This is a genomic window from Kitasatospora sp. Xyl93, from assembly GCF_055383135.1.
Map to the genome: position 1 here is coordinate 553453 of NZ_AP029185.1, position 25915 is coordinate 579367.

The 25915-nt window shown below is 73.8% G+C and carries 18 protein-coding genes; 8 read left to right on the forward strand and 10 right to left on the reverse strand.

Features of this window, described 5'->3' with window-relative positions:
• The first annotated feature begins 171 nt into the window (after positions 1–171).
• Positions 172–2547, forward strand: a complete 2376-nt coding sequence (locus tag ACZ5GH_RS02510; protein WP_387747733.1) for an ATP-binding cassette domain-containing protein — start codon at positions 172–174, stop codon at positions 2545–2547.
• Between the two features lie 86 nt (positions 2548–2633).
• Here ACZ5GH_RS02510 and ACZ5GH_RS02515 read toward each other — a convergent pair whose 3' ends face one another.
• From ACZ5GH_RS02515 to ACZ5GH_RS02535, 5 genes are all read right to left on the reverse strand, one after another.
• Complete coding sequence (locus ACZ5GH_RS02515) at positions 2634–3155, reverse strand: GNAT family N-acetyltransferase (protein ID WP_464333264.1); 522 nt, start codon at positions 3153–3155, stop codon at positions 2634–2636.
• An 80-nt stretch (positions 3156–3235) separates the two neighbouring features.
• Positions 3236–5104, reverse strand: coding sequence for an endonuclease/exonuclease/phosphatase family protein (locus ACZ5GH_RS02520; RefSeq protein WP_464333265.1), 1869 nt, complete (start codon positions 5102–5104; stop codon positions 3236–3238).
• Between the two features lie 130 nt (positions 5105–5234).
• Positions 5235–6281 (reverse strand): Gfo/Idh/MocA family protein, encoded by a 1047-nt coding sequence (locus ACZ5GH_RS02525; RefSeq protein WP_464333266.1) that lies wholly within the window; start codon positions 6279–6281, stop codon positions 5235–5237.
• 39 nt (positions 6282–6320) lie between these two features.
• Positions 6321–6896: a TetR/AcrR family transcriptional regulator gene (locus ACZ5GH_RS02530; RefSeq protein ID WP_387747725.1), complete on the reverse strand. Its 576-nt coding sequence runs from the start codon at positions 6894–6896 to the stop codon at positions 6321–6323.
• Between the two features lie 269 nt (positions 6897–7165).
• A complete protein-coding gene (locus tag ACZ5GH_RS02535; RefSeq protein ID WP_464333267.1) occupies positions 7166–8074 on the reverse strand; it encodes a LysR family transcriptional regulator in 909 nt (302 codons plus the stop codon).
• Between the two features lie 217 nt (positions 8075–8291).
• On the opposite strand from ACZ5GH_RS02535, the gene ACZ5GH_RS02540 reads away from it, so the two are divergent.
• The 3 genes from ACZ5GH_RS02540 (at position 8292) to ACZ5GH_RS02550 (ending at position 12984) form a co-directional block, all read left to right on the forward strand.
• Positions 8292–9680 carry a hypothetical protein gene (locus tag ACZ5GH_RS02540; RefSeq protein ID WP_464333268.1) on the forward strand — a complete coding sequence of 463 codons (1389 nt, stop codon included), beginning with the start codon at positions 8292–8294 and terminating at the stop codon, positions 9678–9680.
• 153 nt (positions 9681–9833) lie between these two features.
• Positions 9834–11237 carry a TolB family protein gene (locus tag ACZ5GH_RS02545; protein ID WP_464333269.1) on the forward strand — a complete coding sequence of 468 codons (1404 nt, stop codon included), beginning with the start codon at positions 9834–9836 and terminating at the stop codon, positions 11235–11237.
• A 184-nt stretch (positions 11238–11421) separates the two neighbouring features.
• A complete protein-coding gene (locus ACZ5GH_RS02550) occupies positions 11422–12984 on the forward strand; it encodes a TolB family protein (RefSeq protein ID WP_464333270.1) in 1563 nt (520 codons plus the stop codon).
• A 201-nt stretch (positions 12985–13185) separates the two neighbouring features.
• On the opposite strand, the gene ACZ5GH_RS02555 is transcribed toward ACZ5GH_RS02550, so the two are convergent.
• The gene (locus tag ACZ5GH_RS02555; protein WP_387747715.1) at positions 13186–14379 is read right to left on the reverse strand and encodes a glycine C-acetyltransferase; all 1194 of its coding nucleotides are present in this window, start codon (positions 14377–14379) and stop codon (positions 13186–13188) included.
• A 54-nt stretch (positions 14380–14433) separates the two neighbouring features.
• Positions 14434–15462, reverse strand: coding sequence for an L-threonine 3-dehydrogenase (tdh, locus tag ACZ5GH_RS02560; protein ID WP_401108426.1), 1029 nt, complete (start codon positions 15460–15462; stop codon positions 14434–14436).
• Between the two features lie 492 nt (positions 15463–15954).
• Between tdh and ACZ5GH_RS02565 the strand changes: the two genes are divergently transcribed.
• On the forward strand, positions 15955–17382 hold the full coding sequence (locus ACZ5GH_RS02565) for a serine hydrolase domain-containing protein (protein WP_464333271.1): 1428 nt from the start codon (positions 15955–15957) through the stop codon (positions 17380–17382).
• A gap of 63 nt (positions 17383–17445) precedes the next feature.
• Here the strand turns inward: ACZ5GH_RS02565 and ACZ5GH_RS02570 are convergent, their stop codons facing one another.
• Positions 17446–18507 carry an ATP-dependent DNA ligase gene (locus ACZ5GH_RS02570; RefSeq protein ID WP_387747709.1) on the reverse strand — a complete coding sequence of 354 codons (1062 nt, stop codon included), beginning with the start codon at positions 18505–18507 and terminating at the stop codon, positions 17446–17448.
• Positions 18508–18573: 66 nt separating this feature from the next.
• On the opposite strand from ACZ5GH_RS02570, the gene ligD reads away from it, so the two are divergent.
• Positions 18574–19581, forward strand: coding sequence for a non-homologous end-joining DNA ligase (ligD, locus tag ACZ5GH_RS02575; protein ID WP_387747707.1), 1008 nt, complete (start codon positions 18574–18576; stop codon positions 19579–19581).
• A gap of 54 nt (positions 19582–19635) precedes the next feature.
• On the opposite strand, the gene ACZ5GH_RS02580 is transcribed toward ligD, so the two are convergent.
• The gene (locus ACZ5GH_RS02580) at positions 19636–20832 is read right to left on the reverse strand and encodes an 8-amino-7-oxononanoate synthase (RefSeq protein ID WP_387747705.1); all 1197 of its coding nucleotides are present in this window, start codon (positions 20830–20832) and stop codon (positions 19636–19638) included.
• Between the two features lie 171 nt (positions 20833–21003).
• Between ACZ5GH_RS02580 and ACZ5GH_RS02585 the strand changes: the two genes are divergently transcribed.
• The gene (locus ACZ5GH_RS02585) at positions 21004–23496 is read left to right on the forward strand and encodes a DEAD/DEAH box helicase (protein ID WP_387748061.1); all 2493 of its coding nucleotides are present in this window, start codon (positions 21004–21006) and stop codon (positions 23494–23496) included.
• A gap of 70 nt (positions 23497–23566) precedes the next feature.
• Here the strand turns inward: ACZ5GH_RS02585 and ACZ5GH_RS02590 are convergent, their stop codons facing one another.
• Positions 23567–24424 carry a hypothetical protein gene (locus ACZ5GH_RS02590; protein ID WP_464333272.1) on the reverse strand — a complete coding sequence of 286 codons (858 nt, stop codon included), beginning with the start codon at positions 24422–24424 and terminating at the stop codon, positions 23567–23569.
• 248 nt (positions 24425–24672) lie between these two features.
• Here ACZ5GH_RS02590 and bioB point away from each other — a divergent pair, with 248 nt between their 5' ends.
• The gene (gene bioB, locus ACZ5GH_RS02595) at positions 24673–25896 is read left to right on the forward strand and encodes a biotin synthase BioB (protein WP_387747701.1); all 1224 of its coding nucleotides are present in this window, start codon (positions 24673–24675) and stop codon (positions 25894–25896) included.
• The last annotated feature ends 19 nt before the right edge of the window (positions 25897–25915 follow it).

Consider the following 25915-nt stretch of genomic DNA (forward strand, 5'->3'; position numbering starts at 1 on the left):
TCGCCCCCACCCTCGCCCTCCCTCCCGCCGTCGGCCGTACTCGAATCCTGTTCGATCCCGGCCGGATCGATGGTTGGATCGGGGGGTCCGAGCACACCGACGGCGGCCGCGGGGCGGGCCCGCCCGGCCCCCTCCACCCAGACCGCCGAGAGCCAGGGAGCGAAGAGAACGATGCCCAAGCGGACGGACGCGCAGCCGCACGTCGCCGACAGCCACGACCTGATCCGCGTGCACGGCGCCCGCGAGAACAACCTCAAGGACGTCAGCGTCGACATCCCCAAGCGCCGGCTGACGGTGTTCACCGGGGTGTCCGGCTCGGGCAAGAGCTCGCTGGTCTTCGACACCGTCGCCGCCGAGTCCCAGCGGCTGATCAACGAGACCTACAGCGCCTTCGTCCAGGGCTTCATGCCCACCCTGGCCCGTCCCGAGGTGGACGTCCTGGAGGGCCTGACCACGGCGATCATCGTCGACCAGCAGCGGATGGGCGCCGACCCGCGCTCCACCGTCGGCACCGCCACCGACGCCAACGCGATGCTGCGCATCCTGTTCAGCCGCCTGGGCACCCCGCACATCGGCTCCCCCAAGGCCTTCTCCTTCAACGTCCCCTCGATCAGCGGCGCCGGCGCCGTCACCGTCGAGCGCGCCGGCCGGACGGTCAAGGAACGGCGCAGCTTCAGCATCACCGGCGGCATGTGCCCGCGCTGCGAGGGCCGCGGCACCGTCTCGGACATCGACCTCACCCAGCTGTTCGACGACGGCAAGTCGATCTCCGAGGGCGCGATCACCATCCCGGGCTGGAAGACGGACAGCTGGTGGACGGTCGGCGTCTACGCCAACTCGGGCTTCCTCGACCCGGACAAGCCGATCCGCGAGTACACCGAGCAGGAGCTGCGGGACTTCCTGTACCGGGAGCCGACCAAGGTCAAGGTCAACGGCGTCAACCTCACCTACGAGGGCCTCGTCCCCAAGATCCAGAAGTCCATGCTCGCCAAGGACAAGGAGGCGCTGCAGCCGCACATCCGGGCCTTCGTGGAGCGGGCCGTGACCTTCACCGCCTGCCCCGACTGCGGGGGCACCCGGCTCAGCGAGGCCGCCCGCTCCTCCAGGATCGCCGGGATCAGCATCGCCGACGCCTGCGCGATGCAGATCAGCGACCTCGCCGACTGGGTCCGCGGCCTGGACGAGCCCTCGGTGGCGCCGTTGCTCGGCACGCTCCGGCAGGCCCTCGACTCCTTCGTGGAGATCGGCCTCGGCTACCTCTCCCTCGACCGCCCCTCCGGCACCCTCTCCGGCGGCGAGGCGCAGCGGGTCAAGATGATCCGCCACCTCGGCTCCTCGCTCACCGACACCACCTACGTCTTCGACGAGCCCACCACCGGCCTGCACCCGCACGACATCGACCGGATGAACCGGCTGCTGCTGCGCCTACGGGACAAGGGCAACACGGTGCTGGTGGTGGAGCACAAGCCGCAGACCATCGCGATCGCCGACCACGTGGTCGACCTCGGCCCCGGGGCCGGTACGGCGGGCGGCACGGTCTGCTACGAGGGCGACGTGGCGGGGCTGCGCACCAGCGGCACGGTGACCGGCCGCCACCTGTCCGACCGGACGCCGCTGCGGGCGACCGTGCGCAAGCCCACCGGCGCGCTGGAGATCCGCGGCGCGAGCACCCACAACCTGCGGGACGTGGACGTGGACGTCCCGCTCGGGGTGCTCACCGTGGTGACCGGCGTGGCGGGCTCCGGCAAGAGCTCGCTGATCCACGGCTCGATCCGCGCCGAGGAGGGCGTGGTCTCCGTCGACCAGGGCGCGATCAAGGGCTCCCGGCGCAGCAACCCGGCCACCTACACCGGGCTGCTGGAGCCGATCCGCAAGGCCTTCGCCAAGGCCAACGGCGTGAAGCCGGCCCTGTTCAGCGCGAACTCCGAGGGCGCCTGCCCGACCTGCAACGGCGCGGGGGTGGTCTACACCGACCTGGCGATGATGGCCGGGGTGGCCACCACCTGCGAGGACTGCGAGGGCAAGCGCTACCAGCCGGCGGTGCTGGATTACCACCTGGGCGGGCGGGACATCGCCGAGGTGCTGGCGATGCCGGTGACGGAGGCGGAGGAGTTCTTCGGCTCGGGCGAGGCGAAGCTCCCGGCCGCGCACCGCATCCTGGAGCGGCTCGCCGACGTCGGGCTCGGCTACGTGAGCCTCGGCCAGCCGCTCACCACGCTCTCCGGCGGCGAGCGGCAGCGGCTCAAGCTGGCCACCCACATGGCGGACAAGGGCGGGGTGTACGTGCTGGACGAGCCGACCACCGGCCTGCACCTGGCGGACGTCGAGCAGCTGCTCGGGCTGCTGGACCGGCTGGTGGAGTCCGGCAAGTCGGTGATCGTGATCGAGCACCACCCGGCGGTGATGGCGCACGCCGACTGGATCATCGACCTCGGACCGGGCGCCGGCCACGACGGCGGGCGGGTGGTCTTCGAGGGCACCCCGGCCGAGCTGGTCGCCGCCCGGTCCACGCTGACCGGCGAGGCGCTGGCCCAGTACCTGGGCTGAGCCGTACCTCCGCTGATCCGTGCCCGGGCCGGGCCGCCGTGCCCGGGCCGGGCCGCCGTGCCCGGGCCCGGGCCGCCGCGCGCTGGTCAGCCCAGCGGCAGGGCCATCTCCAGGATCCGCGCCGAGGCGTCCAGCACGTACGGCGTCGACTCCCCCGTGTAGGCGAACCCGCGCCGCCGGTAGAACGCGGCGGCGCGGGGGTTCGCCTCGTGCACCCCGAGCAGCATCCGCCCGGCGCCCCGGACCCGCGCCCAGGCGAGCACCGCGTCCAGCAGGCCGTCGGCGACGCCGCGCCCGCGGCCGCGGTGCGCCGGGTCCACCCAGACGCCGATCAGGTCGAGCGCGCGGGCCTGCGTCCGGTTCGGGGCGGACAGCATGGTGCCGACCCACTCCCCCGCGGCGTCCACCGCGACCAGCCCGAGCCGGTCGGGTTCGTTGAGCCAGTCGCAGCGGGCCCGCCACTCGCCCTCGCCGTGCCGGCCGGCGGCCTCGTGGGTCTCGCCGAACGCCAGGGGCGTGTCGAGGAGTTGGGCCAGCCGCACGGCCCGCAGGCGCTGCCAGTCGGCCCGCCCGATCCGCTCGACCCGGTACTCCGTCGGCATCGACATCGGCTCCGCTCCCCGTCACACGGCACTGCCTCCGCCGCCGGCGGTCACCGGTGGCGGAGGCAGGATAGCCGTGGCCGGTACTACGGCTTGATGCGGACCACCTGCGGGTCGTGGTCGCTGGCCTGCTGGGCGAACTCGGCGTTGATGTGCACCACGTCGTACTTGGCGTAGCCGACCTCGGGGCTGACCAGGATGTGGTCCAGCACCTGCGAGTTGCCCTGGAAGACGTACGAGTACTGCTCGGTCTCCGGCAGCTCGTTCACCAGGTCGCGCAGCACGCCGTCCTTGGTGAGCGCGGCGAGCGCGGGCGAGAACTGGTAGTCGTTGAAGTCGCCGAGGGAGACGACCTTGGCCTCCTTGTCGGCGGCCAGCAGCCCGGCGACGAAGGCCTGTTCGACGGTGGCCTGCCTGGTCCGCTGCACCTCGGAGCCGCGGGTCGGCTGCTGGAACCGGCTGTCGATGCCCTGGTCGCCGCCCTTGCTGTTGAAGTGGTTGGCGATCACGAAGACCTTCTTGCCGCGGAAGGAGAACTGGCCGACCAGCGGCTTGCGGCTGTTGGTCCAGGCCTCGTCGTTCGGCTCGATCCGGCCGGGCGAGGCGGTCAGCGCGGCGTCCGCGCCGGTGCCGGTCACGCCGACGGCGGTGGTGGCGGTGCCGCCGGGGATGTCGGTGAAGGACACCCGCTGCGGGTTGAACAGGAAGACCTGGCGGATGTTGCCGCCGGGCTCGCCGCCGTCCTTGCCGTCCTGCGGGTCGATCGAGCGCCAGTCGTAGGACGGGCCGCCGGCCGCCCTGATCGCGGCGGTGAACTTGGCGACGGTCTGGCTCGCGCCCACCGTGCCGTCGTTCTTGGCGCCGTTGTCGTCCTGGATCTCCTCCAGGGCGATGATGTCGGGCGAGCGCAGGTTGGTGACGACGCCCTGGGCCAGCTCGGCGAACTTGGCGTCCGGGTTGCCCGGGGCCAGGTTCTCCACGTTGTAGGTGGCGAGGGTGAGTTCGCGGTCGCCGGGCTGGGCGGTGACCTCGCGCTGGAGGTGGTTGTCCTTCAGCGTGCCCATGGTGCCGGCGACCAGGGTGTAGCCGCCGAAGTTGTTGTAGTCCAGCGGGCCGCTGGTGGTGCCGGTCAGCTCGTCGCCGACGTTGGCCACCGGGAAGGGCTGCTGGGAGACCGCGGCCTGCTGCTGGACCATCAGGCGGCCGACGTTGGGCTCGCGGTAGGACTCGTACAGCACGCCGCCGCGCTTGCTGCGCTGGTCCTGGCGGTCGGCGGCGACCCACAGCTCGTTGTACTTGTCGGTGGCCTGGATCACCCGGACGTCCTTGACCTGGACGAGCATGCCCTCCAGGGACTCGTAGAAGTCCAGGGTGTACTTCTCCGGGCGGAGCCCGACGCCGTCGATGGAGCCGTCCGCGCCGGCCGCCGGGCTGTAGGTGCCGGGGATGTTGCGGGTGTCCACGACCACCGGGGCGGGCAGCGGGTTGCCGGCCGACAGGACGGTGACGCCCGGGGCGGAGATCTCGGTGAGGGACTGCGAGCCGCCGTTGAAGTTCGGGTAGTACTCGGTGACTTTGCCGCTCACCAGCACCGAGTCGCCGACCTTCACGGTCGGGTTGCCGCCGGTGAAGACGAAGACGCCCTCGCTGGTGGCCGGGTCGGCGTCCGGGTTCGGGTCCTGGATCCAGAAGCCCTTGGAACTGCCGTACGCGCGCACGCCGGTGACGATGCCGGGCACGCCGGTGACGGGCTTGCCGGCCTGCGGGGATATCCGGGTGCCGCCCTGGACGTCGTGGATCCGCAGCGGGCCGGCCTCGGTCGGGGCGGGGGTCGCGGGGGCGGCGGCGTTCGCCACCGGCAGTGGGACGAGCACCAGCGAGGCGGCCAGCGAGGCCGGGATCAGGGCGGCGCGCAGCAGGGCTCTGCGGGGGCGGGGAGCGGGGGCGGTGGTCACCGGGCAGGACTCCTAGCTCCGCCGTGCGGCACGGTCGTGGCACGGCGGTCCGGGCGGAGGCGCGCTTCGGGCGCGGCTACTCGCGTGGGGAAGAAGCGGGGGAACGAACACCCGCCCCCCGCGGCGCCCCTCAAGATACGCGCGTAGAAAACGCCCCGACAAGACCTCTCCGGTGAACTGTCGGTTCCACCGGGGTGACGTGACTCACGGTCAGTCCGGGCTGCTCACAGCCCGCCCCGGCGGACTCCCAGGAGGCCTCGATCCGCTCCACGACCAGCTCGCACAGCTCGTGGGTGCGCAGCGCGTCGTGGGCGTCCAGGGTCTGCCCGGCCCGGACGGCCGCCAGGAAGGCCAGCACGCACTGCTCGATGCCGCGCTGCCGGGCCACCGGCACCCAGTCGCCGCGGCGCCGGACGGTCGGCTGGCCGCGGTGGTCGATCACCTCGGCCAGGTTGCGCACCTCGCGCTTGGAGTCGCCGCCGGAGACCTCCAGCACCTCCTCGGTGGAGCCGGACAGCCGGTTCATGATGCCCAGCGCGGTGAACCCGGCCCCGCCGAGGGTGAGCACCACGTGCTCGACCAGCCCGTCCCGGGTGCGGGCCCGGACGTCCACGTGCTCGATCTCGCCGGGGGCCAGGAAGCGCAGCAGGTCCACGACGTGGATGAAGTCGTCGTACACCAGGGTGCGGGCGGTCTCGGGCAGGCCCTCGCGGTTCTTCTGGAGCACGATCAGGTCGCGCGGGCGCTCCTTGGCCTGGGCGTAGCCGGGCGCGTGGCGGCGGTTGAAGCCGACCATCAGGGAGCGGCCGGTGCGGTCGGCGAGGTCGACCAGCCGGCGGGCGCCATCCAGGGTGTAGTCGAGCGGCTTGTCGACGTAGACGTCCACCCCGGCGGTGAGCAGCTGCTCGACGATCGGGACGTGCTGGTCGGTGGCGGCGTGCACGAAGGCGGCGCGGATGCCGCCGGCGATCAGCGCGCCGAGGTCGGTGAAGCGGTGCTCGGGGGCGATCCGGTGGGCCTCGCCGAGCCGGTCCAGCTTGGCCGCGTCGCGGGTCATCAGCCGCAGGTCGAGCCCGGGCAGTGCGGTGAGCACCGGCAGGTAGGCCTTCTGCGCGATGTCGCCGAGGCCGATCACCCCGACCGGGAGCCGGGTGTCGGGTGCGGCTGTCGAACTCATGGGGACTCCTGTGGTGCGCGGTCGTCGGCCGCCTCCACCCTATGCGTCGCCGATCCCGCCCGATGCGTCCGGCCGGGCGGCCAGCAGGGTCTCGGCGATGCCGCGGGCCCGCAGGGCGGCGTCCGGGGTGCCCTCGCGCAGGGCGGTGACGATGGCGCCGTCCATCAGGAGGGCGAACTGCCGTGCCCGCTCGGCGGGTTCGGGGATGTCGGCGTCCCGCATGAGCTGCTCGACCAGCTCGATGACGCGCCGTTTGTGGAGCGCCGCCATCTCGCGGGCCGGGCTGGCGCGGTCGGAGATCTCGGTCATCGTGTTGATGGCCACGCAGCCGCGGTAGTCCTGGGCCGCGAAGCGTTCGGCCAGCGCGTCGAAGACGGTCAGCGGGTGGCCGCCGTGGGCCGCGACCCGCTCGGAGAGCCAGGCGCGCCACCGCTGGTCGCGGCCTTCCAGGACGGCCGTCACCAGCGCCTCCTTGCCGGCGAAGTGCCGGTAGAAGGAGGCCCGGCCCACGCCGGACTCGGAGAGGATGCGCTCCACGCCGACCGCGTGGATCCCGTGGGCGTAGAAGAGGGACTCCGCCGTGCTCAGCAGGCGCGCCCGTGCGTTGACTGCCATGCCACCGATCCTAACCGCCCTTGACGCCAAACGGCACCGATCGGTACCGTTTTCGAGTCGGAACCGATCGGTACCGCCGGACCACCCCTCGACACCGGGTGCCGGCGGCCGGGCACCGGACCGACCCCGAGGACCTGCGGCTGCCCGGCCGCCCGGGCCGGGACGCCACGCCAGCTGCACACGGCGCGGCCGCCCGACCCGGGACGCCGAGCAGCCGCACAGCCTTTTCCGGGCCTCTTCCGGGCAGCGCCGCTCCCGCTCCGGGCCCGTTAGGAGCCTGCGGCCGCCTCGGCGAGGGAGTCCAGGACCGGCCGGATCAGCGGATGCCCGTCGGCGCCCGCCCGGACGGCGGCGAAGACCCGGCGGGTGGCCAGCTCGCTGTCCACCGGGCGCACCGCGACCGCGCCGAGGTCGACGCCGCGCAGCGCCGAGCGCGGCACCAGCGCCACCCCCAGGCCCGCCGAGGCGAGCGCCACCACGGCGCGGAAGTCGTCCGAGGAGTGCAGCAGCCGGGGCTGGAACCCGGCGTGCTCGCAGGCCAGCAGCACCACGTCGTGGCAGGGGTTGCCCGGGTACGGCCCGATCCACGGCTCGTCGGCCAGCGCGGCGACGGCCAGCGGGCCGGCCTCCCCGGCCAGCCGGTGGCCGAGCGGCAGCACGGCCTCGAAGGGCTCGGCGTACAGCGGCACCCGGGTCAGCCGGGCGTCGTCGGCGCGCGGGGCGCCCCGGTACTCGACGGCCACCGCGAGGTCGGCGCGGCCGTCCAGCACCATCGGCAGGCTGGCGTCGCCCTCGGCGTCCAGCACCTTGAGCCGCACCCCGGGCGCGCGCCCGGCGAGCAGGCCGACGGCGGGGGCGAGCACGGAGGCGATGGCGGTCGCGAAGGAGGCGACGGTGACCTCCCCGGAGACGCCCGCGCTGTACGCGGCGAGGTCGGCCTCGGCGCGCTCCAGCTGGGCGAGCACCACGTCGGCGTGGCCGAGCAGGATCTCCCCGGCGGCGGTCAGCCGTACGCCCCGGCCCTCCCGGGCGAGCAGGTGGTGGCCGGTCTCCTGCTCCAGGGCGGCCAGCTGCTGGGAGACGGCGGAGGGGGTCAGGTAGAGGGCGGCCGCCGCGGCGGTCACGGTGCGGTGGTCCGCCACGGCCCGCAGGGTCCGCAGCCGTCGTGCGTCGATCACGGATCAATTCTGCCAGCGCGGCGCGGTGCGGCGGACCGGCCGCAGCGCGGGCCCGGCCCCACCGGAGCGGCGGTTTCGGCCGCGGGCACCGCCGGTGGCGCATTTCCGGACGAGATCGCCTCCGCTCGTTGACCGCCCGCCCGGCCCGGCGCTTGGCTCGTACCGACCGGGCCGCGGGGGCCGTGGGCCCGGCACCGTCACCAGGGGAGGACGATCCATGACGCACCCACCCACCCGACGCCGGCTCGCCCGCACCGCCGCCGTGCTGGCGGCCACCGCCGTGGCGGCCGTCGCCGCCGTCGCCGCGCCGCCCGCCGCCGAGGCCCGGCCGCCCAAGGGCGACACCGCCCGGGTCAGCGAGGGCTTCAAGGGCGAGCAGCCGAACGGCCCGTCGACCGCGCTCGGGCTGAGCGAGGACGGCCGCGCCGCGCTGTTCACCTCGACCGCGACCAACCTGCTGCCCGGGCCCGCCACGCCCGGCGCACCGGACTCCGGCGAGGTCTACGTCCGGGACCTGCGCAACGGCCACCTCGAACGGATCAGCGTCGCCGACGACGGTTCCCGGCTCGACGCCCCCACCACCGACGCCGCGATCAGCGGCGACGGCCGGTTCGTGGCGTTCAGCACCGCCGCCACCAACGTGCTGCCCGGCCAGCCGAAGCACGCCGGCGACGTCTTCGTCCGCGACCGCTGGACCGGCCGCACCGAGCTGGTCTCCGCCGGAACCCTGCCGAGCACCGACGACCAGAGCATCCGCGACGCGACCAGCCCCAGCCTCAGCCGGGACGGCCGCTACGTCGCCTACGCCTCCACCCGCACCGACCTCGCCCCCGGCGTGAAGCGCGGCAAGTCCAACATCTACGTCACCGACCGCTGGACCGGCACCACCCGGCTGGTCACCGCCGGCACCGAGGGCGAGGGCGCCGACAACCACTCCTTCACCCCGACGATCAGCGCGGACGGCGCCACCGTCGGCTTCGCCTCCCGGGCCGGGAACCTGCTCCCGGGCACCCCGGCCGCCGACGCCGACGCGCCCGCGCTGACCGGGCCCCGCTACCGCCCGTACTACGTCTGGAAGGCCAGCACGGGCACGATCACCGGCGCCAGCCTGGACGCCGCCGGCGAGCTGGTCGGCGTCGCCCACGACGGCCGGATCAGCCCGGACGGCCGCTACGCGGTCTACGGCGTCCCGGCGGTCGGCGGCCTCCCCGGCCCGAGCCACGGCGACCGGCTGGACGTGTACGTCCACGAGCTGGCCACCGGCACGCTCACCAAGGCCAACACCGACCTCCCGGGCACCACCGCGAAGTGGTCCGCCACCAGCGGGGTCATGACGGCCGACGACCGCTGGGTCTACTTCGACTCCGCCGCCGACAGCCTGGTCCCCGGCGACACCAACGACACCAGCGACGTCTTCCGCCGCGACCTGTGGACCGGGCGGGTCGAACGGGTCAGCCTCACCCGGGACGGCGGGCAGAGCACCGCGTCCTCCTACGGCCCGGTCGTGGACGCCACCGGCGACACGGTGCTCTTCACCGCCGACGACGGCAACCTGGTGCCGGGAGACGCCGACACCTTCCTCGACGTCTTCCGACGCCGCCTGTGACGCGCTGAACTCCCCTAGGGGATACGACCGGTGGCGTATTTCCCGACGAGATCGCCGCCGGTCGTTGACCAGCCCCGCGCAGGAGGCTTGGCTCTCTCCCGACCGGGCCGCGGGGGCCGTGGGCCCGGCACCGTCACCAGGGGAGGACGATCCATGACGCACCCACCCACCCGACGCCGACTCGCCCGCACCGCCGCCGTGCTGGCGGCCACCGCCGTGGCGACCGTCGCCGCCGTCGCCGCGCCGCCCGCCGCCGAGGCCCGGCCGCCCAAGGGCGACACCGCCCGGGTCAGCGAGGGCTTCAAGGGCGAGCAGCCGAACGGCTACTCGTCGGCGCTCGGGCTGAGCGAGGACGGCCGCGCCGCGCTGTTCACCTCGACCGCGACCAACCTGCTGCCCGGGCCCGGCACCCCGAACTCGGACGAGGTCTACGTCCGGGATCTGCGCAACGGGCACCTCGAACGGATCAGCGTCGCCGACGACGGCTCCCGACTCGACGCCCCCACCACCGACGCCGCGATCAGCGCCGACGGACGGTACGTGGCGTTCAGCACCGGCGCCACCAACGTGCTGCCCGGTCAGCCGAAGCACGCCGGCGACGTCTTCGTCCGCGACCGCCGGACCGGGCGCACCGAGCTGGTCAGCGCGGCCGGCGTACCGAGCACCGACGACCAGAGCTTCCGTGACGCGACCAGCCCCAGCCTCAGCCGGGACGGCCGCTACGTCGCCTACGTCTCCAACCGCACCGACCTCGCGCCCGGGGTGGAGCACGGCCGGTTCAACGTCTACGTCACCGACCGCCGGACTCGCACCACCCGGCTGGTCACCGTCGGCGCGAACGGCGAGGAGGCCGGAAACAACTCCTACCGCCCGACCATCAGCGCGGACGGTTCGACCATCGGCTTCACCTCCCGCGCCGGGAACCTGCTGCCGCCCGACCCGGCCGGAGCCGCCGACCAGGGCGCCGACGACACCGACGGGCCCGCGCTCACCGGCCCCCGCTACTACCCGTACTACGTCTGGAAGGCCGACACCGGCCGGATCACCGTCGGCAGCGTGGACGGCACCGGCGCCCGGCGCGGCGTCGGCCTGGCCGCCCGGATCAGCCCGGACGGCCGCCACGCGGTCTACACCCTCCCGGTCTTCGGCGCCGGGATCCCCACTTCCAACCACGGCATCCGGCTGGACGTGTATGTCCACGAGCTGGCCACCGGCAGGCTCACCAAGGTCAACACCGACCTGCCCGGCACCACCACGAAGCGGTCCTCGGGTTCCGCCGTCATGACGGCCGACAGCCGCTGGGTCTACTTCGAGTCCTACGCCGAGACCCTCGTTGCCGGCGACACCAATGACAGCAGCGACATCTTCCGCCGCGATCTGTGGACCGGCCGGATCGAACGGGTCAGCCTCACCCGGGCCGGCGGGCAGGGCACAGCCGACGCCCGCACCCCGTACGTGGACGCCACCGGCGGCACGGTGCTCTTCGACGCCGAGGACGGCGACCTGGTGCCCGGCGACACCAACGCCGCCACCGACGTCTTCCGGCGCCGCCTGTGACGGCCGGCCCCCATTCCACGTCGCCGCCCCTGACGCCCGACCCCCGTTCCGCATACGTCCGTTGACGTATTTTCCGCCGAGATCACCCACGGACGTTGACCACCGGCCCTCCCGACGATTGGCTCTCCCGAAAAGCCCGTCGCCGGGAGGGAGCCCGGCCGGGCGATCGGAGGGGGACCACCTCATGACCCGTACCATCCGCAACCGGTGGCTGGCGGGCGGCGGCAGCGCCCTGGCCGCGGCCGCCCTGCTCGCCGTCACCGCCGCACCCGCCCAGGCCGCACCGCCGCCGCGCGGCACCACGCAGGTCAGCACCGGGCTGAACGGCGCCGTGCCCGACGACCAGTCCTTCGGCCAGGGCGTCAGCGCGGACGGCCGCTACGCCCTGTTCACCTCCTGGGCCTCGAACCTGGTGCCCGGGACCACGCCGGGCTCGCGCGACGCCTACGTGAGGGACCTGCGCACCGGCCGCACCGAGCAGGTGAACCTGTCCGACTCGGGCGAGCGGCTGAACGGCTGGACCGAACAGGCCGCGATCAGCGCCAACGGCCGCTACGTCGCCTTCGAGAGCGACGCCGACAACGCGGTGCCCGGCATGCAGGTCAAGGGGCGCACCGAGGTGTACGTCCGGGACCTCAGGACCGGCCGCACCGAGCTGGTCAGCGGCGGGCTCACCGCCACCGACACCGACCGGTTCCACGGCTCGTACGCGCCCTCGATCAGCGCCGACGGCCGCTACGTGGCGTACGTGTCCTCCCGGACGGACCTGGACCCGACCGTCGTGGACCCCGGGCCCGAGCCCGAGCCCGGGGTGTCGCTCGCCAGGCCCTACACCTGGAAGATCAACGTCTACCTCACCGACCGCCGGACCCACACCACCCGGCTGGTCTCCCACGACGTGCAGGGCAGGCCGGGCGAGCTCACCTCCTTCCGCCCCACGGTCAGCGCGGACGGCCGCACCGTCGGCTTCGGCTCCATCTCCGACCTGCTGCCGCCCGAGCAGACCCCCGCCCTGGCCGCCGCGGCGGCCGCGGCCGCCGACACCGAACTCACCCCGGGCGCCGCCGAGGCCGCGCGCCGCAGCGTCCCGCAGTCCGTGGCGAAGTCCCTGCCGCAGCCGCTGCTGGCCCGCCCGACCTCCGCCGTCTACTACGCCTACGACGTGCCCTCCAGGACGCTCACCCCGGTGAGCGTGGGCCTCGACGGCGCCGTCGGCAACTCCAGCTTCGAGGCGACGATCAGCCCCGACGGGCGGCGCGCGATCTACACCCTGCCCGAGCCCGGCGGCTCGACCGGCGGCCACCGGTACCACACCGTGCTCCACGTCCGGGACCTGCGCACGGGGGCCGTGACGAAGGTCAGCGGCGGCCTGCCCGGCACCACCTCGACCGGTTCCTCCGACCACGGCTCGATCACCGCCGACAACCGGTGGCTCTACTTCGAGTCCGCCGCCGACAACCTGGTGGCCGGGCCGCAGCACCCGGGCTGGGACGTCTACCGCCAGGACCTGCGCACCGGACGCACCGAGCGGGTCGCCACCGCGCCGGACGGCTCGTCCGGCAACGGCTCGTCCACGCAGCCGTTCGTGTCCGCCGCCGGCACCACCGTGGTGTTCGACTCGACCAGCGGCAACCTGGTCGCCGGCACCGGCACCCCGGCGGCCGAGGGCTACCAGGTCTTCGCCAAGCCCACCGGGCTCCACCGGGGCGACGGCGACGACCAGGGCGAGGACGGCGACGAGCGGTAGCCCGGAGCCACGACGGAACCACGACGGGGGCGGGACGTCGGCGGGGCCGGCGTCCCGCCCCCGCAGCGGGAGGGTGGGGCGGATGGTCTCTGGTCCGTGCGGCGGGGGCGGATCGGTTCGCCCCCGCCGCACGGGAGTCGTGGGCCCGTGGGCCGGTCCGGTTCCGAGCGGTCCGGCCCACGGGCGGCTGGTGGCCGGGGGTTACTCCCCCAGCGCGGCGCGCGCGTCCACGAAGGCCGCGACGGCGCGCTCGACGTCCTCGGTGGAGTGCGCCGCGGACAGCTGGACCCGGATCCGGGCCTGGCCGTGCGGGACGACCGGGTAGGAGAAGCCGATCACGTACACGCCGCGCTCCAGCAGCAGTTCGGCGAGCTTGCCGGCCCGGGCCGCGTCGCCGATCATCACCGGGGCGATCGGGTGGTCGCCGGGCAGGATCTCGAAGCCGGCCTCGGTCATCCTCGTGCGGAACAGCGCGGTGTTGGCCGCGAGCCGCTCGCGCAGTTCGTTGGACTGCTCGACCAGGTCGAGCACCTTGAGCGAGGCGGCCGCGATCACCGGGGCCAGCGAGTTGGAGAACAGGTACGGGCGGGAGCGCTGGCGCAGCAGGGCGACGATCTCGCGGCGGGCGGCGACGTAGCCGCCGGAGGCGCCGCCGAGGGCCTTGCCGAGGGTGCCGGTGATGATGTCCACGCGGTCCATCACGCCGTGCAGCTCGGGGGTGCCGCGGCCGCCCGCGCCGACGAAGCCGACGGCGTGCGAGTCGTCGACCATGACCATGGCGTCGTAGCGGTCGGCCAGGTCGCAGATCTCCCGCAGCGGGGCGACGTAGCCGTCCATCGAGAACACGCCGTCGGTGACGATCAGGCGGCGGCGGGCGTCCTGGGTGTCCTGGAGCTGCTTCTCCAGGTCGGCCATGTCGCGGTTGGCGTAGCGGTGGCGGCGGGCCTTGCTGAGCCGGATGCCGTCGATGATGCTGGCGTGGTTCAGCGCGTCGGAGATGACGGCGTCCTCGGCGCCGAGCAAGGTCTCGAAGACACCGCCGTTGGCGTCGAAGCAGGAGGAGTAGAGGATCGTGTCCTCCTGCCCGAGGAAGGCCGAGAGGCGGTCCTCCAGCTCCTTGTGGACGTCCTGGGTGCCGCAGATGAACCGGACCGAGGCCATGCCGTAGCCCCAGCGGTCCAGGGCGTCCTTGGCCGCGGCGAGCACCGCGGGGTGGTCGGCCAGGCCGAGGTAGTTGTTGGCGCAGAAGTTCAGCACCTCGCCCGGGCGGCCGCCGCCGGTCACGGTGACCGCGGCGCTCTGCGGGGTGCCGATCACCCGCTCGGGCTTGAACAGGCCCGCCTCGCGGATCTCGTCCAGGGTGGCGGCGACGTCGGCACGCACGTTGTCGAACACTGCGGTCTCCTTCAGCAGTTCGGCGGGAGCATTTCGGCGGGGCCCGGGCCGGGCTCAGGCCGTCCAGTCGAGGATGATCTTGCCGCAGTTGCCGCTCGCGGCGTCGTCGAAGGCGGCCTCGAAGTCGGCGGCGGCGTAGCGGCCGGTGATCACCGGGCTGAGGTCCAGGCCGCCCTCCAGCAGCACGGACATCGCGTACCAGGTCTCGAACATCTCGCGGCCGTAGATGCCCTTGATGGTGATCATCGAGGTGACGATCGAGGCCCAGTCCACCGGGAACTGCTCGGCGGGCAGGCCGAGCATGGCGATCTTCCCGCCGTGGGTCATGTTGGCGATCATCGACTGCATCGCCTCGGGGCGGCCGGACATCTCCAGGCCGACGTCGAAGCCCTCGCGCAGGCCCAGCTTCTGCTGGCCCTCCTCGATGGTGTGCTGGGAGACGTCGAGCGCCAGCGTCACGCCGACCTTGCGGGCCAGGTCGAGGCGGTACGGGGAGACGTCGGTGATCATCACGTTGCGGGCGCCGGCGTGCTTGGCGACGGCGGCGGCCATGATGCCGATCGGGCCGGCGCCGGTGACCAGCACGTCCTCGCCGACCAGCGGGAAGGACAGCGCGGTGTGCACGGCGTTGCCGAACGGGTCGAAGATCGCGGCCACGTCCAGGTCGACCGGCACCCGGTGCACCCAGACGTTGGAGGCGGGCAGGGCCACGTACTCGGCGAAGGCGCCGTCGCGGTTGACGCCCAGGCCGACGGTGTTGCGGCACAGGTGGCGGCGGCCGGCCAGGCAGTTGCGGCACTTGCCGCAGACCAGGTGGCCCTCGCCGCTGACCAGGTCGCCGACCGCGATGTCCGCGACGCCGGCGCCGGTCTCGGCGACCTCGCCGACGAACTCGTGGCCGAGCACCAGCGGGGTCCGGATGGTCTGCTGGGCCCAGCCGTCCCACTTGCGGATGTGCAGGTCGGTGCCGCAGATGCCGGTCCGCAGCACCTTGATCAGCACCTCGCCGGGGCCGATCTCGGGCTTCGGGACATCGATCATCCAGAGGCCGGGCTCGGCCTGCTGCTTGACGAGTGCCTTCACGGCGACGGCTCCTGACGTGCGCGGGGGACGGCCTTCGGGGGTCGGGCAGGCCGAGGTGGCCCGGTTCGGCCGCTCCTGGCGGGCGCGCTCCGGGCAGGCAGCAATCTGCCTGGTCGGAGGGGGTGCGGTCCATCGAGGAATTCTTAAGGGCGGCCACAGCTGGGCTGAACGATCGTGCCCGAGCAGCGGCCGGCGGCGGGTGCGGCGTGCCGGTGCTCACCCGTCCGGCCGAGCGCGGGACGGCCGCCACGACACCAACCGGCGGTCCGGCCGGGGTACTTGACAGCACGACACCAGCCGGTTGCGGCACTCGGCTGACCCGCTCTCCCGTTCGGTCCAGTCGGGCCGCGACCCGCGCGCGGCCGTCCGGCGGCGGTGCTTACGGTGGCGGCGATCCCCCGCGCCCCGTGGAGCGGCGCTCCGGCCCGGCCGAGCCGCACTCCGGGGCCCTTCGCCACGGGGCCGTCCGCCCCAGAGAGGCCGCCTGCGCCGATGACCGACACCCGACGGCCCCGACCGGCCGTTCCCCGCTGCCCGCGCCCGGCCGTCCCCCGGTCCGTACGGGTGGCCTCCGCCGCCCTCGCGCTGACCGGACTGCTCGCCGTCTCCGGCTGCTCCGGTGACGCGAAGCCCGCCCGACAGGCCGGCCCGGCGGTCACCGCCGAACCGGCCGCGCTCAGCCCGACCGCCAAGCCGACCGGCAGCCCCTCCGGCGCAGTGGTGGCGCTCACCCCCGACGTCGAAGCCCGCCTGGACAGCGCGATCAAGCAGGTGATGAGCGAGGTCGACATCCCGGGGGTGATCGTCGGCTACACCACCCCCGACGGCAGCTACCAGCGCACCTTCGGCGTCGCCGACCGGAGCACCGGTACGGCGATGTCCCCCGACCTGTACATGCGGATCGGCAGCGTGACCAAGACCTTCACCACCACCGCCGTCCTGCGGCTCGTGGACCAGGGCAAGCTGCACCTGGACGACCCGGTCTCCACGTACGTCCCGAACGTGCCCGGCGGCGACGGGATCACCCTGCGCCAGCTCGGCGAGATGCGCAGCGGACTGTTCAACTACACCCTGGACGACGACTTCCAACAGGCGTTCTTCAAGGACCCGGGCCGCCCGTTCACCCCGGACCAGCTGCTCGGCTACGCGTTCAAGCACCCGGCGAACTTCGCGCCGGGCGCCAGGTTCGAGTACTCCAACACCAACCTGATCCTGCTCGGCCTGGTCGTCGAGAAGGTCGGCGGCCGGCCGCTCCAGGACTTCCTCAAGCAGCAGGTGTTCACCCCGGCCGGGCTCTCCCGGACGAGCCTGCCGACCGACGCGGCCTTCCCGGACCCGCACGCCCACGGCTACACCGACCAGACCCTCAGCGGCAAGGTCGAGGACTCCACCACCTGGAACCCGTCCTGGGGCTGGGCGGCCGGCGCCGCCATCTCCAACCTGGCCGACCTGCAGACCTGGTCGAAGGCGCTGGCCACCGGCGAGCCGCTGCTCAAGCCCGCCACCCAGGCGGAGCGGCTGAAGTTCAAGTCCGTCGGGGACACCCCCGACCTCGGCTACGGCTTCGGCATCTTCACCACCCACGGGTGGATGGGCCACAACGGCTCGCTGCCCGGCTACGAGAGCGTGGTGCTCTACCTGCCGCAGGCCAAGGCCAGCCTGGCCATCCTGCTCAACACCGACATCACGCACGACGAGTCGGAACCCTCGACGTTCCTGGCCCGGGCGATCACCCGGATCGTCTCGCCGGACAACGTCTACACGCTGCCCACCCCGCCCGGCACGGGCTCCCCGACGGCCTCGCCCACGGCTTCCCCGTCACCGACCGCCTCGCCCACCGGGTCCGCCTCGCCGAAGGCCTCGCCGACGGCGACCGCGCCCGGCACGCCCACCGGCACCGCCACGCTGCACGTCTCCTGAGCCCCACCCGGACCACACGCGAGAGGCCCGACCCGGCCCCCCGGGTCGGGCCTCCGTACGCCGTCAGCCCCCCAGCACCTTGCCGAGGTCGTACGAGACCGGCTCCTCCAGCTGCGCGTAGGTGCAGCTCTCCGGCGTGCGGTCCGGCCGCCAGCGGCGGAACTGCGCGGTGTGCCGGAACCGGGTGCCCTCCATGTGGTCGTACGCCACCTCGACCACCCGCTCGGGGCGCAGCGCGATCCACGAGAGGTCCTTGCCGCCGGTCCAGCGGCTGACCGCGCCGGGCAGCCGGCCCTCGGCGTGCGCGGCCTCGTCCGCCCAGCCGCCCCAGGGGTGCCGGGAGAGGTCGTCCATGCGCAACGGCGCCAGCTCCTCGGCGAGTTCGCGGCGGCGGGCCATCGGGAAGGCGGCGCAGACGCCGACGTGCTGGAGCCTGCCGTCGTCGTCGAAGATGCCCAGCAGCAGCGAGCCGACCACCGGGCCGCTCTTGTGCTCGCGGTAGCCGGCCACCACGCAGTCGGCGGTGCGCTCGTGCTTGACCTTGAACATGGTCCGCTCGCCCGGCCGGTACGGCTGGTCCAGCGGCTTGGCGACCACCCCGTCCAGCCCGGCGCCCTCGAACTCGTCGAACCAGCTCCGGGCCAGGTCGAGGTCGGTGGCGGCGGGGGCGGTGAACACCGGGTCGGCGGCGCCCGCGAGCGCGGCCTCCAGCGCCGGGCGGCGCGCCGACAGCGGCTCGTCCAGCAGGGAGTCGTCGCCGAGGGCGAGCAGGTCGAAGGCGACGAAGGAGGCCGGGGTCCGCTCGGCGAGCAGCCTCACCCGGCTCGCGGCGGGGTGGATGCGCTCCAGCAGTTCCTCGAAGCGCAGCCGGCCGTCCCGGGCGATCACCACCTCGCCGTCCAGCACGCAGCGCGGCGGCAGCTCCCGCCGGAACGCCTCGACCAGCTCGGGGAAGTACCTGGTCAGCGGCTTGCCGGTGCGGCTGCCGAGCTCCACCTCGTCGCCGTCGCGGAACACGATGGAGCGGAAGCCGTCCCACTTGGCCTCGTACTGCATCCCGGGCGGGATCTTGGCCACCGACTTGGCGAGCATCGGCGCCACCGGCGGCATCACAGGCAGGTCCATGCGTCCGATCCTCGCCCGGTTCGCCCCGGGGCGCGCGCCGGGCGTACGGCGCTTAGCGTGTGGGGCATGGGCTCAGCCGTGGAACTGGATGTCGCCGGGCGCACCGTCCGGCTGTCGAACCCGGACAAGGTGTACTACCCCGAGCGGGGCTTCACCAAGCTGGACGTCGCACAGTACTACCTGGCCGTCGCCGACGGGGTGCTGCGCGGGCTGCGCGAGCGGCCGACCACCCTGCAGCGCTTCCCGGACGGGGTGGAGGGCGAGTTCTTCTACCAGAAGCGCGCGCCCAAGGGCCTGCCGGAGTGGCTGCCCACCGCCCGGATCGAGTTCCCGTCCGGCCGCTCCGCCGACGAGATCTGCCCCACCGAGCCGGCCGCCGTGCTGTGGGCGGCCAACCTGGGCTGCCTCACCTTCCACCCCTGGCCGGTGCGGCGCTCCGACACCGGCCACGTGGACGAGCTGCGCATCGACCTCGACCCGCAGCCCGGCACCGACTTCCACGACGCCGTCCGGGCCGCCCACGAGCTGCGCGCCCTGCTGGAGGAGTACGGGCTGCGCGGCTGGCCCAAGTCCTCCGGCGGGCGCGGGCTGCACGTCTACGTGCCGCTGGCACCCGAGTGGACGTTCACCGACGGACGGCACGCGGTGATCGCGCTCGGCCGGGTGCTGGAGCAGCGGATGCCCGGGAAGGTCACCACCGCGTGGTGGAAGGAGGAGCGCGGCGAGCGGATCTTCGTCGACTACAACCAGATGGCCCGCGACCGCACCATCGCCTCGGCCTACTCCCTGCGCGCCCGTCCCCGCGCCACCGCCTCCACCCCGCTGCGCTGGGAGGAACTGGACGACGCCGTCCCGGAGGACTTCGACCTGCGCACCGTCCCCGCCCGTTTCGCCGAACTCGGCGACCTGAACGCCGGGATGGAGCAGCACGCGTTCCGCCTGGAGCCCCTGCTGGAGCTCTACGACAAGCAGTTGCACGACGAGGGCCTCGGCGAACTCCCCTACCCGCCCGACCACCCCAAGGCGGCCGGCGAGCCCACCCGGGTCCAGCCCAGCCGGGCGAGGAAGAAGTAGCGCGCCTGCGCCCCGGCTCACCCGCCCCGGGCCACGGCGTCGCCCGCTGGGGCCTCAGCCCCGCGCGCCGGCCGGGGCCAGTTCGGCGACGATGCGCACGGCCTCGGCGATCTGCCCGTCCGTCAGGTCGCCGCGGGCGGTCAGCCGCAGCCGGGAGACGCCGTCCGGGACGGAGGGCGGGCGGAAGCAGCCGACGGCGAGGCCGGCCCGGCGGCAGTCGGCGGCCCAGGCGACGGCCGCCTCGGGGCCGGGGGCCCGGACGGAGACCACGGCGGCCTCGGGCTCGCAGCTGCGCAGCCCTTCCGCGGTGAGCTGCCGGGCCAGGGTGCGGGCGACCTCGCGGGCGCGCTCGGCGCGGGCGGGCTCGGCGCGCAGCAGCCGCAGGGCGGCGAGGGCGGCGCCGGCGGCGGCCGGGGCGAGGCCGGTGTCGAAGATGAAGGTGCGGGCGGTCTCGGTGAGGTGGCGGATCACCCGGCGCGGGCCGAGGACGGCGCCGCCCTGCGAGCCGAGCGACTTGGAGAGGGTGGCGGTGGCCACCGTGTCCGGCTGCCCGGCGAGCCCGGCCGCGGCGAGCGCCCCGGTGCCGCCGGGGCCGAGCACGCCCAGCCCGTGCGCGTCGTCCACCAGCAGCGCGGCGCCGTGCGCGCGGGCGGCGGCGGACAGCGCGGGCAGCGGGGCCGCGTCGCCGTCCACCGAGAACACCGAGTCGGTCACCACCAGCGCCCGCTGCCGGGCCCGCCCGGCGAGCGCCTCGGCGACGGCCGCCGGGTCGGCGTGCGGGGCGCGGTGGACGTCGGCGCGGGAGAGCCGGCAGCCGTCGATCAGCGACGCGTGGTTGTAGGCGTCGGAGACGATCAGGGTGTCCGGGTCGGTGAGCGCGGTCAGCGCCGCGAGGTTGGCCGTGTAGCCGGAGGAGAACACCAGCGCGGCCTCCACCCCGCAGAACTCGGCCAGCTCCTCCTCCAGTTCGGTGTGCAGCGCGGTCGTCCCGGTGACCAGCCGCGAGCCCGTCGACCCCCCGCCCCAGCGCAGCGCCGCGTCGGCGGCCGCCCGGGCGACCACCGGATGCCTGGTCAGCCCCAGGTAGTCGTTGCCCGCGAGGTCCAGCACCCCGTCGTCCGCCGCCCGGCTGCGCAGCGTGCGCGTCAGCCCCGCCTCCGCCCGCATCGCGGCCGTCTCGTCGAGCCAGTCGAACACGTGCGCGGGGGCGGGGGCGGCGGTGCGCGGCTCGGCCGCGAGCGGATGGTTCATGCCCGGCACTCTGGCACGCGCCGTGAACGGGGATCAATGTGCCTCTCGGCACATGATCGGCGCGACCGGCCGGCCGGTCGCCACAAGCCGGTCCCCGGCGTCCGCCCGCCCGGGGCTTTGCCCGGGGTGGCGGCGAGCAGGCAAGATAGCCGGGTGACCCTCCTTGATCTGATGCCGAAGCCCGCCACCCCCGACGCGCTGTACGAGACGTTCGCAGCCTGGGCGGAGGAACGCGGGATCACGCTGTACCCGGCGCAGGAGGAGGCGCTGATCGAGCTGGTGTCCGGGAACAACGTGATCCTGGCGACGCCGACCGGCTCGGGCAAGAGCCTGGTGGCGGCGGGCGCGCACTTCGCGGCGCTGGCCGAGGGGCAGCGGACCTTCTACACCGCCCCGATCAAGGCGCTGGTGTCGGAGAAGTTCTTCGACCTGGTGAAGATGTTCGGCACCGAGCAGGTCGGCATGATGACCGGCGACGCGAGCGTGAACCCGACCGCGCCGATCATCTGCTGCACCGCCGAGGTGCTCGCCCAGATCGCGCTGCGCGACGGCGCCCGGGCGGACATCGGCCAGGTGGTCATGGACGAGTTCCACTTCTACGCCGAGCCGGACCGCGGCTGGGCCTGGCAGATCCCGCTGCTGGAGCTGCCGCAGGCGCAGTTCCTGCTGATGTCCGCGACGCTCGGCGACGTCCGCCGCTTCGAGGAGGACCTGACCCGCCGCACGGGCCGGCCGACCACGGTGGTGCGCAACGCGACCCGCCCGGTGCCGCTGTTCTACGAGTACCGCCGCACCACCATGCACGACACCCTGGAGGAGCTGCTGCAGACCGGCCAGGCGCCGGTCTACGTCGTGCACTTCACCCAGAAGGAGGCGGTGGAGCGGGCCCAGTCGCTGATGAGCATCAACATGTGCTCGAAGGCGGAGAAGGAGGCCATCGCCGACCTGATCGGCAACTTCCGCTTCACCACCAAGTTCGGCCGCAACCTGTCCCGTTACGTGCGCCACGGCATCGGCGTGCACCACGCGGGCATGCTGCCGAAGTACCGCCGACTGGTCGAACGCCTCGCCCAGGCGGGCCTGTTGAAGGTCATCTGCGGCACCGACACGCTCGGCGTCGGCGTCAATGTGCCGATCCGCACGGTGCTGTTCACCGCGCTGTCCAAGTACGACGGCAACCGGGTGCGCATCCTGCGCGCCCGCGAGTTCCACCAGATCGCCGGCCGGGCCGGCCGGGCCGGCTTCGACACCGTCGGCCAGGTCGTGGCGCAGGCGCCGGAGCACGTGATCGAGAACGACAAGGCGATCGCCAAGGCCGGGGACGACCCCAAGAAGAAGCGCAAGGTCGTCCGGAAGAAGGCCCCGGAGGGCTTCGTCGGCTGGACCGAGGAGACCTTCGACAAGCTGATCGGCGCCGACCCGGAGCCGCTGGTCTCCCGGTTCAAGGTCAGCCACGCGATGCTGCTGTCGGTGATCGGCCGCCCGGGCAACGCCTTCGAGGCGATGCGCAAGCTGCTGACCGACAACCACGAGGACCGGGCCGCGCAGCGCCGCCACATCCGCACCGCGATCGCCATCTACCGCTCGCTGCTGGAGGGCGGCGTGGTGGAGCGGCTGCCGGAGCCGGACGCCGAGGGCCGGATCGTCCGGCTCACCCTGGACCTCCAGGAGAACTTCGCGCTCAACCAGCCGCTGTCCACCTTCGCGCTGGCCTCCTTCGAGCTGCTCGACCCGACCTCGCCCTCGTACGCGATGGACGTCGTCTCCGTCGTCGAGGCGACCCTCGACGACCCCCGCCAGATCCTCGCCGCCCAGCAGAACAAGGCGCGCGGCGAGGCCGTCGGCGAGATGAAGCGGGACGGCATCGAGTACGAGGAGCGGATGGAGCGGCTCCAGGAGATCACCTACCCGAAGCCGCTGGAGGAGCTGCTCACCCACGCCTACGAGGTGTACCGCCGGGCGCACCCGTGGATCGGCGACCACCGGCTGCAGCCGAAGTCGGTGGTCCGCGACCTGTACGAGCGGGCGATGACCTTCTCGGACTACGTCGGCTTCTACGAGCTGGCCCGCACCGAGGGCATCGTGCTGCGCTACCTGGCCGGCGCGTTCAAGGCGCTGGAGCAGACCGTCCCCGAGGACGTGAAGACCGACGACCTCAAGGACGTCATCGCCTGGCTCGGCGAGCTGGTCCGCCAGGTCGACTCCAGCCTGCTGGACGAGTGGGAGCAGCTGGCCAACCCGACCGAGCCGCAGGCCGCCGAGGTGCGCCTGGACGACAAGCCGGCGCCGGTCACCGCCAACGCCCGCGCCTTCCGGGTCCTGGTGCGCAACGAGATGTTCCGCCGGGTCGAGCTGTGCGCGCTGGAGAACTGGGACGCGCTCGGCGAGCTGGACGGCGAGTACGGCTGGGACGCGGACCGCTGGGCGGACGCCATGGACGGGTACTGGGAGGAGTACGACGACCTCGGCACCGGCCCGGACGCACGCGGCCCGAAGATGCTGATCATCGAGGAGGAGGACTCCTCCTGGCGCGTCCGGCAGATCTTCGACGACCCGGAGGGCGACCACGACTGGGGCATCAGCGCCGAGGTCGACCTCTACGGCTCGGACGAGGAGGGCCGGGCGGTGCTGCGGGTGACCTCGGTGGACCGGCTCGGCGGCTGAGCCGGCGCCCGAACGCGCGGATCCCCCCGGAGGCCGAGGCTTCCGGGGGATCCGCGCGTTCGGCGGGCCGTCACATCCAGACGAACGGCGAGCCCGCGGCGTAGGAGAGCGCGCGGGTGGCCTCGTCCAGGCCCTGCTCGGCGCCGGGCGTCGCGCCGGCGGTCGGCGGGACCGGCGCGGTCGGCGCCCCGGTGCCGACCGTGGGGGAGCCCGCCGGTCGCTCGTCGCCCGGCCGGGAGCTGGTGACGGTCACGTAGTGCCCGACCGCCTCTATCCGCGGCTCGCCGCCCGGCTTGGCGCCGCCGGGAGGCAGGCCGGGGGCGGTGCCGGCGTTGGCGAGGGTGAAGGCGACCGCGCCGGGCTTGGCCCGCAGGGCCTCGGCGGCCCGGGCGGCGGAGGCCTGGTCGGGGAAGCGCAGCAGGGTGACGCTGCTGAGCACCGGGCGGTCCTGGCCGCTGAAGCTGACGGCCAGGTAACCCTGGCAGCCGGTCTCCTTCAGCGGGTCCTGGGTCCGGTCCTGGAGCGCCTCGGCGCAGTTCTCGCCCTGCCGGACGCCGTTGCGCCGCGCCTTGTAGGCGCCGACCTCGACCGGCCGCTGGGCGGGGAAGATGTTGTCGACGTTGAGGGCCTCGGGGTCGGTGAGCGGCGGCGGGGTGCCCACCACGCGCGGCGTCGCGGAGGAGTCCTTGCTGGACGGGCCTAGCCCGGGTATGTAGTCGCCGGGCATCGGGCGGGTGATGATCCATCCCCCGCCCGCCACCACGCCGACCACGACGATCCAGCCCGCCGCCCGACGGGCCGTCAGCCGTCGGCCGCGCCGCCCGCGGCCCGTTCCCCCGTCGGCGTCGGCGCCCCCGCCGACCCGCTGTCCTGCCCGGCCTTCCCGGCCCTCTCCCGGAGTCGGGGTGCGCTCCCCCTGCGTGGTCATGGCGCAGATTCTAAGCACCCCCGGGGTGGCGTGGATCACTGGGTCGGGAGTTGTGGATCATCGCCCGCCGGAGCCGTCCGCCGTCCGTCCCACCACCCGCCGGTAGGCGGCGCCCGGGCGCGACGTCAAGCGCGTGACCTGCGGCGGAGCCGTGAGCTTCGACACTGTGGCAATCGGCACATCCTCACACGGATCTTCTGGCGGGTTTGCTCTGGCGCCGCCCGATCACCACCAGGCAGGATCGCCCCATGGATCTGCTCGATACCCTCACCGCCAAGGGCCTGCGCGGCGAAGTCCCGACCCGCGAGGAGGCCCTGGCCGTCCTCGCCACCACCGACGACGAGCTGCTCGACGTGGTCGCCGCGGCCGGCAAGGTGCGCCGCCGCTGGTTCGGCCGCCGGGTCAAGCTCAACTACCTGGTGAACCTGAAGAGCGGGCTCTGTCCGGAGGACTGCTCGTACTGCTCGCAGCGGCTCGGGTCGAAGGCCGAGATCCTCAAGTACACCTGGCTCAAGCCCGACCAGGCCGCCGACGCGGCCCGCGCCGGGGTGGCCGGCGGCGCCAAGCGGGTCTGCCTGGTCGCCAGCGGCCGCGGCCCGACGGACCGCGACATCGACCGGGTCACCGACACCATGGCCGCCATCAAGGACGCCGACCCCGAGGTCGAGATCTGCGTCTGCCTCGGCCTGCTCTCCGACAACCAGGCGGAGCGGCTCAAGGCGGCCGGCGCCGACGCCTACAACCACAACCTCAACACCTCCGAGGGCACCTACGGCGACATCGCCACCACCCACACCTACGCGGACCGGGTGGACACCGTGCAGAAGGCGCACGGCGCGGGCCTGTCCGCCTGCTCCGGCCTGATCGCCGGCATGGGCGAGAGCGACGAGGACCTGGTCGACGTCGTCTTCGCGCTGCGCGAGCTGGGCTCGGACTCCGTCCCGGTCAACTTCCTGATCCCGTTCGAGGGCACCCCGCTCGCCAAGGAGTGGAACCTCAGCCCGCAGCGCTGCCTGCGCATCCTGGCGATGGTCCGCTTCGTCAACCCGGACACCGAGGTGCGGATCGCGGGCGGACGCGAGGTGCACCTGCGCTCGATGCAGCCGCTCGGCCTGCACATCGCCAACTCCATCTTCCTCGGCGACTACCTCACCAGCGAGGGCCAGGCCGGACAGGCCGACCTCGACATGATCAAGGACGCCGGCTTCGAGGTCGAGGGCGCCGGCGAGGCCACCCTGCCGCGCCACCGCGCGGACGTCGCCGAGGCGGCGGCCGGTGGCGGCTGCGGCACCGCGGCCCCGGCCTGCGGCAGCGGCGGTGGCTGCGGGCCGTGCGGCGGGCACGCGCACGGCTCCGAGGCCGCCTCCCCGGAGGCCGTCGCCCCGCAGACCCCGGACGGCGACGAGCTGCGCAGCGACCTCGTGAAGGTCCGCCGCCGCGGCGCCGGCACCGAACTCGCGCCCAACGCCTGACAGTTCCGACCCTCCGGAG